The sequence below is a fragment of the Orrella dioscoreae genome, assembly GCF_900089455.2.
Lineage (GTDB): Bacteria > Pseudomonadota > Gammaproteobacteria > Burkholderiales > Burkholderiaceae_B > Orrella > Orrella dioscoreae.
In genome coordinates, this window is record NZ_LT907988.1 from 1582329 (window position 1) to 1595318 (window position 12990).

Genomic DNA, 12990 nt, shown 5'->3' on the forward strand with positions numbered 1-12990 from the left:
CAAAGCAGGGGCGTCGATGGCGCGATCGGCTGGATGCATGGACAAGAATTTGCGGCGAATTCCCGCGTGCAAGGTGACACGAAGGAAGGAACTGGCAGGGCTGGACGCGTTTTTCGCCGGAGAACGACGGCGGCGAAAACCTGACGCGGACAGGGGGTGTTTGGCAAAAACAGGAAAATTCTACCAAAGCCATCGTTTTTGTCATGTCTTTTTCTTTCTGGCAGGTCCGGATACGGGAAAACACGGCTTGGACGCGCTTGCCTCGTCTTTTGGTCTCAGATGGCGCAAGATCGCGGAAAAAGGCAAGCCTCGTGCAAGCTTGCGGCGGCACAATGCCCGCAGAACAACAAGGCTTTTCTCACGGAAGAAACAGACCGACAAGGAGACAACAGGCATGCAGACCCTGCGCGAATTTCATCGGCGTTCCCTGCAGGAGCGCGATCCTTTCTGGCGCGAGCAGGCGGCGTTCGTCCACTGGGAGACGCCGTTCGAGCGGGTGCTGGACGACAGCCGCCTGCCGTTCGCGCGCTGGTTCGTGGGCGGGCGCACCAACCTGTGCCACAACGCGGTGGACCGCTGGCTGCCCGAGCAGGCCGATGCGCCCGCGCTCATCTGGGTGTCCACCGAGGTCGACCAGGAAGAAACCTATACCCGCGCGCAATTGCATAAGGAAGTGAACGCCGCGGCGGCCATGCTGGTGGCGCAGGGCGTGGGGCGCGGCGACCGCGTGCTGATCTACATGCCCATGATTCCGCAGGCCGTCTTCATGATGCTGGCCTGTGCGCGCATCGGCGCCATCCATTCAGTGGTGTTCGGCGGATTCGCCTCCGTCAACCTGGCCCAGCGCATCGACGACGCCGCGCCCAAGGTGGTGGTGTCCGCGGATGCCGGCTCGCGCGGGGGTAAGGTCACGCCCTACAAGCCCTTGCTGGACCGTGCGCTGGACCTGGCGACGCAGAAGCCTGCCAGCGTCATCATCGTGGATCGCGGCCTGGCGCCCTTCACGCCGGTGCAAGGCCGCGACCTGGATTACCAGGCCCTGCGCGCGCGCCATGATGGCGCCCAGGCCCCGGTCGCATGGCTGGAGTCCTCCGAGCCCAGCTACGTGCTGTATACGTCCGGCACCACCGGCAAGCCCAAGGGCGTGCAGCGCGACACGGGCGGCTATGCCGTGGCGCTGGCCTCGTCGATGCGCCATGTCTTCAACGGCAAGCCGGGCGACACTTTCTTCTGCACCAGCGACATCGGCTGGGTGGTGGGGCATTCCTATATCGTCTACGGGCCGCTCATCGGCGGGCAGGCGACGGTGCTGTACGAAGGCACGCCAGTGCGGCCGGATGGCGCCATCCTGTGGCGGCTGGTCGAGCGCTTCGGCGTGAACACGCTGTTCTCGGCGCCTACCGCCGTGCGGGTGCTGAAGAAGCAGGACCCGCAATGCCTGCGCCGCCATGACCTCTCCAGCCTGCGTGCCGTCTACCTGGCCGGCGAGCCGCTGGACGAGCCGACGGCGCGCTGGATCGCCGGCGAGCTGGGCAAGCCCATCATCGATAACTACTGGCAGACGGAAAGCGGCTGGCCCATCCTGTCAGCCCAGCCGGGCGTGGAGGCCGTGCCCACGCGTTTCGGCAGCCCGTCCTTCCCGGTGTATGGCTTCGACGCGCGTATCGTCAGCGAGTCCACCGGCGAGGACCTGCCGGCGGGCCAGAAGGGCGTGGTGGCCATCGTGCCGCCGTTGCCGCCTGGCGCCATGAGCACGATCTGGGGCGACGACGCGCGTTTCGTGCAGACCTATTTCACGTCCATCCCCGGCCGCCAGGTCTATTCGTCGTTCGACTGGGGGCGCGTGGACGAGGACGGCTACTGGTTCATCCTGGGCCGCACCGACGACGTCATCAACGTGGCGGGGCATCGCCTGGGCACCCGTGAAATCGAGGAGTCCATCAGCAGCCACACCGGCGTGGCGGAGTGCGCCGTGGTGGGCGTGGCCGACGAATTGAAGGGCCAGGTCGCCATGGCCTTCGTGGTGCTGAAATCGCCCGAGCAGGCCGAGACACGCGAGCAGGCCGACGCCCTGGAAGGGGATATCATGCGCGTGGTGCAGGACCAGTTGGGAGCGGTGGCGCGGCCTGCGCGTATCCGCTTCGTGCCGGCCCTGCCCAAGACCCGTTCGGGCAAGGTGCTGCGCCGGGCCATCGTGGCCCTCTGCGAAGGCCGCGACCCGGGCGACCTGACCACGATCGAAGACCCCCAGACACTCGAACAAATAAAGGAAACCCTATGAAGACCAAGTCCGTGCTCGGTGCCGCCGAAGTCCAGAAGATCCTTGCCGCGGCCGACGCCCGCGCCCAACAGGACAACTGGGCGGTGACCATTGCGGTGGTGGATGATGGCGGCCATCTGCTGGGCCTGCTGCGTCGCGACGGCGCCGCGCCCATCTCGTCGCACATCGCCCCGGCCAAGGCGCAGACCGCCGCGCTGGGCCGCCGCGAGAGCAAGGTCTACGAGGACATCATCAACGGCGGCCGCACGGCCTTCCTGACCGCGCCGCTGCTGCAGGGCATGCTGGAAGGCGGGGTGCCCATCCTGGTCGACGGCCAGGTGATCGGCGCCGTGGGCGTGTCGGGCGTGAAGTCGACCGATGACGTGCAGATCGCGCAAGCCGGCATCGCTGCGCTGGGTGTGTAAGCCTTGAAACCCGAGATTGGCGGAGCCGGGAGCCTGAATCCTGGTGTGAAGAAGCGCGAAGTCTGGGCCTGGGCCATGTACGACTTCGCCAACTCGGGCTACACCACGGTGGTGCTGACCACCGTGTTCAGCACCTACTTCGTGGGCGTGGTGGCGGGCGGCGCCGATTGGGCGACGCTGGCCTGGACCGCGGCGCTCTCGGTGTCCTACCTGGCCGTGATGCTGACCATGCCCACGCTGGGCGCGCGGGCCGATGCGCGCGCGGCCAAGCGCCGGCTGCTCTTCACCAGCACGGTGGGCTGCATCGCCGGCACGCTGCTGCTCACGCAGGTGGGGCCGGGCGCGATCTGGCTGGCGCTGCTGGCCATCGTGATCTCGAATTATTGCTACAGCGTCGGCGAGTCCGCCGTCGCTTCGTTCCTGCCCGAGCTGGCCGCGCCGCAGGCGCTGGGCAAGGTATCGGGCTGGGGCTGGGGCTTCGGCTACTTCGGCGGCATGCTGGCGCTGGGCGTCGCGCTCTTCATCGTGACGCGCGCGGAAGGGGCGGGGCAGACCGCCGCGCAGTACGTGCCGTGGATCATGCTGGCGGTGGCCTGCCATTTCGGCCTCTCGGCCCTGCCGTCGTTCCTGATGCTGCGCGAACGCACCGTGCCGCATGCGCAGGTGGGCGGCGCCACCACCGGCATGCTGCGCCGCCTGGCGCAGTCCTGGCGCGACACGCGCGAGCACTTCCCGGAGTTCCGCAAGCTGCTGATGTGCGGCGCCTGCTACCAGGCCGGCATCTCGGTGGTCATCACGCTGGCGGCGGTGTACGCCGAGCAGGTCATGAACTTCGACATGCCGCGGATCATGATGCTGGTCTTCGTCGTGAACATCGCGGCGGCGGTGGGGGCGCTGACCTTCGGCGCGGTGCAGGACCGCATCGGCCACCGCAAGGCATTGGCCATCACGCTGGTCGGCTGGATCGTCATGGTGCTCACGGCCTATGCCGCCGTGACGGTGGAAGTGTTCTGGGTGGCCGCCGGCCTGGCCGGGCTGTGCATGGGCACCAGCCAGAGCGCCGGCCGCGCCATGACGGGCGCATTGGCGCCGGCGGGCCGCCTGGCGGAATTCTTCGCGCTCTGGACCTTCGCGCTGCAACTGGCGGCGGTGGTCGGGCCGCTCAGCTACGGCATCGTCACCTGGGTGACGGACGGCAATCATCGCCTGGCCATCCTGACCACCGGTTTGTTCTTCGTCGGGGGCTTGTTGCTGCTCTCGCGTATCGACTTTCGTCTAGGTCTGGAACAGCGTCTAGAGGGGGCCGCTGTAAGGCAGCAGTAAGAGCCGGGCGATAGGGTGGACAGTCAAAAAAACAACTATTAGGGTTGAGGCCTGGATAGGCTTCCCTGCATACGAATTTTCAAGGAGACAAGCATGTCGAACGCCATCGAATCCACGCTGAACGAGACGCGGGTGTTCCCGCCCGACGCGCGTGCCACGGCCGGTGCCACCATTTCCGGCATCGAGGCCTACCGCAAGCTGGCGCAGGAGGCCGAGCAGGATCCGGAAGGATTCTGGCGCCGCCAGGCCAACGAGCAGCTGACGTGGAGCAAGCCCTTCACGCAGGTGCTGGACGAATCCGATCCTCCTTTCTACCGCTGGTTCGGTGATGGCGAGTTGAACGTGTCGGCCAACTGCCTGGACGTGCATGTGGATAACGGCCGCGGCGACAAGACCGCGATCCTCTTCGAGGCGGATGACGGCACGGTCACCCCGATCACCTATCGCGAACTGCTGGCGCGCGTCTGCCGCGTCGCCAACGGCATCAGCAAGCTGGGCTACAAGAAGGGCGATCGCGCCATCATCTACCTGCCCATGTCCATCGAGGCAGTGGTCGCCATGCAGGCGTGTGCCCGCCTGGGCATCACGCACTCGGTGGTGTTCGGCGGCTTCTCGTCCAAGAGCCTGCAGGAGCGCATCGTCGATGTCGGCGCCACGCTGGTCATCACCGCCGACGAACAGGCGCGCGGCGGCAAGCACCTGCCGCTGAAACCCGCCGTGGACGAGGCCTTAAAGCTGGGCGGCTGCGACGCGGTCAAGCACGTGATCGTGTACCGCCGCACCGGCGGGAAAACAGCCTGGACCGAAGGCCGCGACCTGTGGCTGCACGACGTCGAGGCCGGCCAGGCCGACACCTGCGCGCCCGTGCAGGTCAATGCCGAGCATCCGCTCTTCATCCTCTACACCTCGGGCTCCACCGGCAAGCCCAAGGGCGTGCAGCATTCCTCGGCAGGCTATCTGCTGTGGTCGCTGCTGACCGTGAAGTGGACCTTCGACGCCCGCGCCGATGACGTCTACTGGTGCACGGCCGACGTGGGCTGGATCACCGGCCACACCTACATCACCTACGGCCCGCTGGCCGCCGGCCTGACGCAGGTCGTGTTCGAAGGCGTGCCCACCTATCCGAACGCCGGCCGCTTCTGGGACATGGTGGCGCGCCACAAGGTCACCGTGTTCTACACGGCGCCCACCGCCATCCGCTCGCTGGTCAAGGCATCGGAAGCCACGCCCGAGGCGCATCCGCGCAACTACGACCTGTCCAGCCTGCGCATCCTGGGCACGGTGGGCGAGCCCATCAACCCCGAGGCCTGGATCTGGTATCACAAGAACGTGGGCCAGGAACGCTGCCCGATTGTCGACACGTGGTGGCAGACCGAGACCGGCGGCCACATGATCACGCCGCTGCCGGGCGCCACGCCCCTGAAGCCCGGCTCGTGCACGCTGCCGCTGCCCGGCATCACCGCCGCCATCGTCGACGAGACGGGCGCCGACGTCGAGCAGGGCAACGGCGGCTTCCTGGTCATCAAGCGTCCGTGGCCGTCCATGATCCGCAACATCTGGGGCGACCCGGAACGCTTCAAGAAGAGCTACTTCCCGTCGGAGCTGCGTGGCTACTACCTGGCGGGCGACGGCGCGCAGCGCGACGCCGACGGCTATTTCTGGATCATGGGCCGCATCGACGACGTGCTGAACGTCTCGGGCCACCGCCTGGGCACCATGGAAGTGGAGTCGGCGCTGGTCTCGCACGAGCTGGTGGCGGAGGCCGCCGTGGTGGGCCGTCCCGATGACACCACCGGCGAGGCCGTCGTGGCCTTCGTGGTCCTGAAGGGCAACCGTCCGGAGGGCGAAGAGGCCGTGGCCATCGCCAAGCAGCTGCGCGATTGGGTGGCCCGTGAAATCGGCCCCATCGCCAAGCCCAAGGACATCCGCTTCGGCGACAACCTGCCCAAGACCCGCTCGGGCAAGATCATGCGCCGCCTGTTGCGCGTGGTCGCCAAGGGCGAGGAAGTGACGCAGGACGTGTCGACGCTGGAAAACCCGGCGATCCTGGAGCAGCTGGCGAAGTCGCAGTAATACGCAGGCCTGGCCTGGAAAAGAAGAACGGGACGCCATGGCGTCCCGTTCTTCTTCATGCGCTGGATATCGCGGGCCTCACATGCCGTTGTACACCGGTCCCTCGCCCCCTTGCGGCGTCACCCACACGATGTTCTGCGTGGGGTCCTTGATGTCACAGGTCTTGCAGTGCACGCAGTTCTGCGCGTTGATCTGCAAGCGGTCGCCGCCGTGCTCGTCCTTCACGAACTCATAGACCGCGGCAGGGCAATAGCGCGCCTCGGGGCCGCCGTACTTCGCCAGGTTCACCGACACCGGCACCGAGGCATCCTTCAGCGTCAGGTGCACGGGCTGGTTTTCCTCGTGGTTGGTGCTGGAGAGAAACACCGAGCTCAGGCGGTCGAAGGTGAGCTTGCCGTCGGGCTTGGGATAGTCGATGCGGGCGCATTGCGACGCCGGCTGCAGACAGGCGTGGTCGGGCTTGGTGCGATGCACGGTCCAGGGAATGTTGCCCTTGAGCAGCAACTGCTCCACGCCGGTCATCAGCGTGGCCACGGTGCGGCCCTTCTTGAACCACTGCTTGAAGTTGCGCGACTTGTTCAGTTCGGCATGCAGCCACGAATCCTTGAAGGCCAGCGGATAGGCCGTCAGCGCATCGTGGCTGCGGCCGGCCTGCAGTGCGTCCATGGCGGCCTCGGCGGCCATCATGCCGGACTTGATGGCGGCGTGGCTGCCCTTGATGCGCGAGGCATTCAGGAAACCGGCCTCGCAGCCGACCAGCACGCCGCCGGGGAAGTCGAGCTTGGGCAAGGCCAGCAGGCCGCCCGCCGTGATGGCGCGCGCGCCATAGGCCACGCGCTTGCCGCCTTCGAAGGTGGGGCGGATGGCGGGGTGGGTCTTGTAGCGCTGGAATTCCTCGAAGGGCGAGAGCCAGGGGTTGGCATAGTCCAGGCCCACGACCATGCCCACGGCCACCAGGTTGTCCTTCAGGTGGTACAGGAAGGCGCCGCCATAGGTATCGGCATCCAGCGGCCAGCCGGCGGTGTGGACCACGCGGCCCGGGTGGGCCTGCGCCGGGTTGACTTCCCACAGTTCCTTCAGGCCGATGCCGTAGCTTTGCGGGTCGCTGTCGGCGTCCAGCTTGAAGCGTTCGATCAGCTGGCGGCCCAGGTGGCCGCGCGAGCCTTCGGCGAAGACCGTGTAGCGCGCCAGCAGTTCCATGCCGGGCTGGAACTGGTCGGTGGGGTTGCCGTCGCGGCCCACGCCCATGTTGCCCGTGGCCACGCCGCGCACGGCGCCGTCTTCGGTATACAGCACTTCGGCGGCCGCGAAGCCGGGGAAGATGTCCACGCCCAGGGCTTCGGCCTGCTCGCCCAGCCAGCGGGTGACGTCGCCCAGGCGCACGATGTAGTTGCCGGTGTTGTGAAAACAGGCGGGCAGCAGCCAGTTGGGCGTGGCGCGCGAGCCCGTGGTGGTCAGGAACAGGAACTGGTCTTCGGTGACGGGCGTGTCCAGCGGCGCGCCCTTGTCCTTCCAGTCGGGAATGAGTTCGGTCAGCGCGCCCGGGTCCATGACGGCGCCGGACAGGATGTGCGCGCCGATCTCTCCGCCTTTTTCCAGCACACAGACGCCAACGTCGTGGCCGCGCTCGGCGGCCAACTGCTTGAGGCGGATCGCGGTGGCCAGGCCGGCGGGTCCGCCGCCCACGACGACGACGTCGTATTCCATGGATTCGCGCTCTGACATTGCCATATTCTCCGAAGGCTGGAATGATTTGTGCGATTGTATTGCAGGCGGCCCGGCTGAATTGCCGGGCTGGCGACATTGCAGGAGACAGCAAGCCCATGAGCCATGCACGGAACACCTCCCTGCCGACCCGCACGCTGGCGGTCGGCGACGTCCACCACATCGACCTGCCCGTGCGCTGGGGCGACATGGATGCGATGGGACATCTCAACAACACGCTGTATTTCCGGCTGATGGAAGAGGCGCGCATGCAGATCTTCTACAGCGCGCGCACGCAGGTGGCGGCGCATACCGGGCCGATCCTGGCGCATGCCTCCTGCGATTTCCTGCGGCCGGTGGTCTATCCGGCGATGGTGCGCGTCATCCATCGCGTGGCGGCCATCGGGCGTGCCAGCCTGACGATGGACCTGCTGCTGACGCCGCCCGACGACCAGGGCACGCCTTACGCCAGCGGCCGCAACGTGCTGGTATGGATGGACTACCAGGCCAACCGCTCGGAACCGTGGCCGCCTGCGCTACTGCAACACTTCGGCACACTGATGCTGCCCGCGCCCCAGGAAGGGTGACGGGCTCTGTTTACAATGGCCCGCAAGGCGATGGACCCGGACAGGGCCGCCACGAGGCAAAGCAAGGCAAGGCAGGACCGCAAGCCGGTAAGCCGCCGGCTTGCAGGAACGACAAACCTGTAAGGAGCTGGAGAGATGGACAAAGTCTATGCGAGCGCCCAGGAGGCGCTGGCAGGCCTGGTCAAGGATGGCCAGATGATCGGCGTGGGCGGTTTCGGCCTGTGCGGGATTCCCGAAGCCCTGATCGCCGCCTTGCGCGATTCGGGCGTGAAGGACCTGACCTGCGTGAGCAACAACGCCGGGGTCGACGGTTTCGGCCTGGGGCTGCTGCTGGCCACGCGCCAGGTGCGCAAGATGATCGCCTCTTACGTGGGCGAGAACAAGGAGTTCGAGCGCCAGTTCCTTTCGGGCGAGCTGGAGCTGGAATTCACGCCGCAGGGCACGCTGGCGGAAAAGCTGCGTGCCGGTGGCGCGGGCATCCCGGCCTTCTTCACGCGCACCGGCGTGGGCACGCTGGTGGCCGAAGGCAAGGAAGTGCGCGAGTTCGACGGCCATCAATACGTGATGGAGCGTTCGCTGACGCCCGATGTCTCGCTGGTCAAGGCGCACATCGCCGACCGTAGCGGCAACCTCGTCTTCAACAAGACCGCGCGCAACTTCAACCCCAACGTCGCCATGGCCGGCAAGGTCACGATCGTCGAGGTCGAGCAGGTGGTCGACGTGGGCCAGCTGGACCCGGACCAGATCCATCTGCCCGGCATCTTCGTGCAGCGCATCGTGGTCAACGCGACCCCCGAGAAGCGCATCGAGCAACGCACCGTTCGCGCGGCCTGACGAGAAGGAGAGACAACATGGCATGGACCCGCGATGAAATGGCCGCTCGCGCCGCGCGCGAACTGGAAGACGGCTTCTACGTGAACCTGGGCATCGGCCTGCCCACCCTGGTCGCCAACCACGTGCCCGCGGGCATCGAGGTGTGGCTGCAATCGGAAAACGGCCTGCTGGGCATCGGCCCCTTCCCGGCGGAAGACAAGGTCGACCCCGACCTCATCAACGCCGGCAAGCAGACCGTGACCACGCTGCCGGGCTCGTCGTTCTTCTCGTCGGCGGACTCGTTCGCGATGATCCGCGGCGGCAAGATCAACCTGGCGATCCTGGGTGCGATGCAGGTGTCGGAAAAGGGCGACCTGGCCAACTGGATGATCCCCGGCAAGATGGTCAAGGGCATGGGCGGCGCCATGGATCTCGTGGCCGGCGTGGGCCGCGTGGTGGTGCTGATGGAGCACATCGCCAAGAAGAAGGACGGCACCACCGACATCAAGCTGCTGCCCGAGTGCACGCTGCCGCTGACGGGCCTGGGCGTGGTGGATGTCATCATCACCGACCTGGGCGTGCTGGAAGTGGGCGAGGACGGCCTGAAGCTGGTCGAACTGGCCCCTGGCGTCACGGTGCAGGAAGTGCAGGAAAAGACGCAGGCGAAGCTGGACGTGTCTGCGGTGGCCTGATGGCCTTGGCAGCTTGCGCGCTGCATGAAGAACGCCGGCGCAGACGCCGGCGTTTTTCTTTGCTTTCCTGTCTTGCGGCCTTACGCCGGCGCTTGCCGCGTGCCTGCCCGCAGCGCCTGTGACAGCAGGCGAACCTGGTGCAGCGCGGCCTCGACGCCGTTGTGCTCCAGCTCTTCCACCAGCCTGGAGCCGACCGCGACCAGGTCGGCATGCCGGCCGACAGCCTGCGCCTGCGCGGGGGTGCGCACGCCGAAGCCTGCCACGACGGGCAGCAGGGTCCTGGCCCGGATGCGCTGCAGCGATTCGACGATGGCCGCCTCTGGTGGCAAGGCGGCGCCGGTCGTGCCCGCCAGCATGATGTGATAGATGAACCCGCTTGCCTGCCGCGCGATGGCGTCCAGGCGCGTATCCGGCGTGGTGGGCGCGGACATCCGGATCATGGCGATGCCGTGCTTGCGGGCATGCGCGTCGATGGTCTCGGCGTGTTCCGTGGGCAGGTCGACCAGGATGAGTCCATCGACGCCCGCCCGCGCGGCCTCCGCCAGGAACTCGGGCACGCCATGCCGCAGCACGGGGTTCAGGTAACCCATGAGCACGAGGGGCGTGGCGTCGTCGCCCTGGCGGAATGCCCGCACCAGCGCCAGCGTGCGCCGCAAGGTCTGTCCGCCCCGCAGCGCCCGCGCGTTGGCGCGCTGGAGCACGGGGCCGTCGGCCAGCGGGTCGCTGAAGGGAATGCCCAGCTCGATCACGTCGGCGCCGGCGGCGGGCAGGCGTTGCAGCAGCGACAGGCAACTGTCATGGCAAGGGTCTCCGGCCGTGAAGTAGGCCGCCAGCCCGGATCGGCCTGCCCCGCGCAGGGCATCGGTCACGGTCTGCAGGCGGTTCGCCTGGCGGCTGCGATGCTGTTGCCCGCTCATGCCCGTGCTCCCTCGGCGTGCAGGACGGTGCCGATGTCCTTGTCGCCGCGGCCGCTCAGGCAGACCACGACCACCTTGTCCGGCCCCAGGCCGGGCGCGAGCTTGCGCGCGAATGCCAGGGCGTGGGCGCTCTCCAGCGCCGGCACGATGCCTTGCCGCCGCGTCAGCCAGTGGAAGGCATCGATGGCCTCTTCGTCGGTGACCGAGACATAACGCACGCGTCCGGCATCGTGCAGCAGCGCGTGTTCGGGGCCCACGCCCGGGTAGTCCAGGCCCGCCGAGATGGAGTGGGCGTTCAGGATCTGGCCGTCGTCGTCCTGCAGGAAATAGCTGCGGCAGCCGTGCAGCACGCCGGGCCGGCCCGCGTTCAGGCTCGCGGCATGGCGGGCCGTGCCGAGCCCGTGGCCGCCGGCCTCCACGCCGATCAGGTGCACGGCGCTGTCCGCCAGGAAGGGGTGGAAGAATCCCAATGCGTTGGAGCCGCCGCCTATGCAGGCGATCATGGCATCGGGCAGTCTGCCGGTATGCGCCAGGATCTGCGCGCGGGTTTCCTCGCCGATGACCTTCTGGAACTCCCGCACGATCCAGGGGTAAGGATGCGGGCCCGCGCCCGTGCCCAGCAGGTAATAGGTGTCGTCCGGGTGCGCGATCCAGTCACGGATGGCGGCGTTCATGGCGTCCTTGAGCGTGGCGTTGCCGTCGTGGACGGGATGGACCGTGGCGCCCAGCATCTTCATGCGCGCCACGTTGCTTGCCTGCCGCGCGGCGTCGACGGCGCCCATGTAGATCTCGCAGCGCAAGCCGTACAGCGCGCACACGGTGGCGGTGGCCACGCCGTGCTGGCCCGCGCCCGTTTCCGCGATGATGCGGCTGCGGCCCATGCGCCGGGCCAGCAGGATCTGGCCCAGGCAATTGTTGATCTTGTGGGCGCCAGTGTGGTTCAGGTCTTCGCGCTTCAGGAAGATGCGCGCGCCGCCGGTTTCCTCGCTGATGGCCTGGGCATGGAACAGCGGGGTCGGGCGGCCGACGTAATCCGCTAGCAGCCCGCGGTACGCCTGCCAGAAGGCTTCGTCGTGCCGGATCTCGCGATAGGTCCGTTCCAGCGCGTCCAGGGCGGGCGTCAGGGTCTCGGGCATGTAGCGCCCGCCATACGGGCCGAATTGTCCCCGGGCGTCGGGTTGTGCGGGATGTGGCGTGGCAGGCATGGCGTCACCGTGAAGAGGGAAACATGTCTGCTATGGTATTGAGGAAATTTTCCCAGATAAATCAAAGATTTTTTCTGATCGGATATTAGATTTTCTAACGGCATCTTCATGCGTACCCTGCCTCCCCTCAATGCGCTGCGGGTCTTCGACAGCGCCGCCCGCCATCGGAATTTCACGCTGGCCGCCCAGGCCCTGGGCGTATCGCACAGTGCGGTCAGCCAGCAGATCCGGCAGCTGGAAACCTGGCTGGGCTGCAAGCTGTTCGAGCGCCATGCCGACGGCGTGCGCCTGACCGCGGCGGGGCATGACCTGCAGCGCGCGGCGCAGCCCGCCTTCGATCTGCTGGAGCAGCGTTGCGTCGCGCTGCGGGGCCGCGGGCAGTCCGCCGAGCTGGTCGTGGGGGCGCCGGCCAGCCTGCTGTCCAACTGGCTCATTCCGCGTCTGGAGCATTTCGAGCGCGCGCATCCCGAGTGCCGCGTCAGGCTGCAAACGGCGACGGACCTGTCGCACCTGGAGCGGGGCAATGTGGACGCCCTGATCCTCGCGCAGGCAGGCCGTTCCGACGGGCTCGTGGTGACGCCGCTGTTTCCCGAGACGATCGGGCCAGTGTGCACGCCCGCTGTCGCGCAGCGGATTCTGGCGCCTGCCGACGTGCTGCGCGAGCCGCTGCTGCACACGAGTTCCCGCCCCTCGGCCTGGGAGGAATGGGCAGGGGCTTGCGGCGTGGCGCTGGGCGGGGCCGGGACGCCGCGTATCTTCGATCAGCTGGGCCACATGCTGGAAGCCGCCGCGGCGGGCCTGGGGATCGGCGTGGCGCCCGAGATGCTGGCGCAGGCGGACCTGCGTAGCGGACGCCTGGTCGCGCCCTTGGGGTTCGCGGCCAGGGTCGGCACGTTCAGCCTGTATGCGCGGCCCGATGCGGGCAGGCCCGTGGCGCGCCTGCGGGCATGGTTGCAAGCCGAGGCCACGCAGTAACGGCGCATCGAGGGTG

The 12990-nt window shown here is 67.5% G+C and carries 11 protein-coding genes; 8 read left to right on the plus strand and 3 right to left on the minus strand.

The annotated features are described in order from the left end of the window. The first annotated feature begins 37 nt into the window (after positions 1-37). The 4 genes from ODI_RS07365 (at position 38) to acs (ending at position 6081) form a co-directional block, all read left to right on the plus strand. Positions 38-2281: a propionate--CoA ligase gene (locus ODI_RS07365; RefSeq protein ID WP_269460530.1), complete on the plus strand. Its 2244-nt coding sequence runs from the start codon at positions 38-40 to the stop codon at positions 2279-2281. Further along, positions 2278-2685 carry a GlcG/HbpS family heme-binding protein gene (locus ODI_RS07370; RefSeq protein WP_067759803.1) on the plus strand — a complete coding sequence of 136 codons (408 nt, stop codon included), beginning with the start codon at positions 2278-2280 and terminating at the stop codon, positions 2683-2685. The genes ODI_RS07365 and ODI_RS07370 overlap by 4 nt, the downstream gene beginning before the upstream one ends. A 75-nt stretch (positions 2686-2760) precedes the next feature. Next, positions 2761-4008, plus strand: coding sequence for an MFS transporter (locus ODI_RS07375; protein ID WP_067759861.1), 1248 nt, complete (start codon positions 2761-2763; stop codon positions 4006-4008). A gap of 93 nt (positions 4009-4101) precedes the next feature. Further along, complete coding sequence (gene acs, locus ODI_RS07380; protein ID WP_067759801.1) at positions 4102-6081, plus strand: acetate--CoA ligase; 1980 nt, start codon at positions 4102-4104, stop codon at positions 6079-6081. 78 nt (positions 6082-6159) lie between these two features. Here acs and ODI_RS07385 read toward each other — a convergent pair whose 3' ends face one another. After that, on the minus strand, positions 6160-7806 hold the full coding sequence (locus ODI_RS07385; protein ID WP_067759798.1) for an electron transfer flavoprotein-ubiquinone oxidoreductase: 1647 nt from the start codon (positions 7804-7806) through the stop codon (positions 6160-6162). Between the two features lie 98 nt (positions 7807-7904). Between ODI_RS07385 and ODI_RS07390 the strand changes: the two genes are divergently transcribed. The 3 genes from ODI_RS07390 (at position 7905) to ODI_RS22250 (ending at position 9877) form a co-directional block, all read left to right on the plus strand. Then, complete coding sequence (locus ODI_RS07390; RefSeq protein WP_067759796.1) at positions 7905-8372, plus strand: acyl-CoA thioesterase; 468 nt, start codon at positions 7905-7907, stop codon at positions 8370-8372. A 135-nt stretch (positions 8373-8507) separates the two neighbouring features. Next, on the plus strand, positions 8508-9206 hold the full coding sequence (locus ODI_RS07395; protein ID WP_067759794.1) for a CoA transferase subunit A: 699 nt from the start codon (positions 8508-8510) through the stop codon (positions 9204-9206). 17 nt (positions 9207-9223) lie between these two features. Further along, positions 9224-9877, plus strand: a complete 654-nt coding sequence (locus ODI_RS22250; RefSeq protein ID WP_067759791.1) for a 3-oxoacid CoA-transferase subunit B — start codon at positions 9224-9226, stop codon at positions 9875-9877. Between the two features lie 80 nt (positions 9878-9957). Here the strand turns inward: ODI_RS22250 and trpA are convergent, their stop codons facing one another. Further along, positions 9958-10794: a tryptophan synthase subunit alpha gene (gene trpA / locus ODI_RS22255; protein WP_067759789.1), complete on the minus strand. Its 837-nt coding sequence runs from the start codon at positions 10792-10794 to the stop codon at positions 9958-9960. Then, positions 10791-11999 (minus strand): tryptophan synthase subunit beta, encoded by a 1209-nt coding sequence (gene trpB / locus ODI_RS07405; protein ID WP_067759786.1) that lies wholly within the window; start codon positions 11997-11999, stop codon positions 10791-10793. The genes trpA and trpB overlap by 4 nt, the downstream gene beginning before the upstream one ends. Before the next feature lie 108 nt (positions 12000-12107). Here trpB and ODI_RS07410 point away from each other — a divergent pair, with 108 nt between their 5' ends. Continuing rightward, the gene (locus ODI_RS07410) at positions 12108-12974 is read left to right on the plus strand and encodes a LysR substrate-binding domain-containing protein (RefSeq protein ID WP_067759784.1); all 867 of its coding nucleotides are present in this window, start codon (positions 12108-12110) and stop codon (positions 12972-12974) included. The last annotated feature ends 16 nt before the right edge of the window (positions 12975-12990 follow it).

Excerpts from the sequence above, each read along its gene's own strand:
- trpB (WP_067759786.1), bottom strand. The coding sequence starts at position 11,999 with ATGCCTGCCACGCCACATCCCGCACAACCCGACGCCCGGGGACAATTC.
- ODI_RS07395 (WP_067759794.1), top strand. The coding sequence starts at position 8,508 with ATGGACAAAGTCTATGCGAGCGCCCAGGAGGCGCTGGCAGGCCTGGTC.
- ODI_RS22250 (WP_067759791.1), top strand. The coding sequence starts at position 9,224 with ATGGCATGGACCCGCGATGAAATGGCCGCTCGCGCCGCGCGCGAACTG.
- ODI_RS07375 (WP_067759861.1), top strand. The coding sequence starts at position 2,761 with ATGTACGACTTCGCCAACTCGGGCTACACCACGGTGGTGCTGACCACC.
- ODI_RS07390 (WP_067759796.1), top strand. The coding sequence starts at position 7,905 with ATGAGCCATGCACGGAACACCTCCCTGCCGACCCGCACGCTGGCGGTC.
- ODI_RS07385 (WP_067759798.1), bottom strand. The coding sequence starts at position 7,806 with ATGTCAGAGCGCGAATCCATGGAATACGACGTCGTCGTCGTGGGCGGC.
- trpA (WP_067759789.1), bottom strand. The coding sequence starts at position 10,794 with ATGAGCGGGCAACAGCATCGCAGCCGCCAGGCGAACCGCCTGCAGACC.
- ODI_RS07365 (WP_269460530.1), top strand. The coding sequence starts at position 38 with ATGGACAAGAATTTGCGGCGAATTCCCGCGTGCAAGGTGACACGAAGG.
- ODI_RS07410 (WP_067759784.1), top strand. The coding sequence starts at position 12,108 with ATGCGTACCCTGCCTCCCCTCAATGCGCTGCGGGTCTTCGACAGCGCC.
- ODI_RS07370 (WP_067759803.1), top strand. The coding sequence starts at position 2,278 with ATGAAGACCAAGTCCGTGCTCGGTGCCGCCGAAGTCCAGAAGATCCTT.
- acs (WP_067759801.1), top strand. The coding sequence starts at position 4,102 with ATGTCGAACGCCATCGAATCCACGCTGAACGAGACGCGGGTGTTCCCG.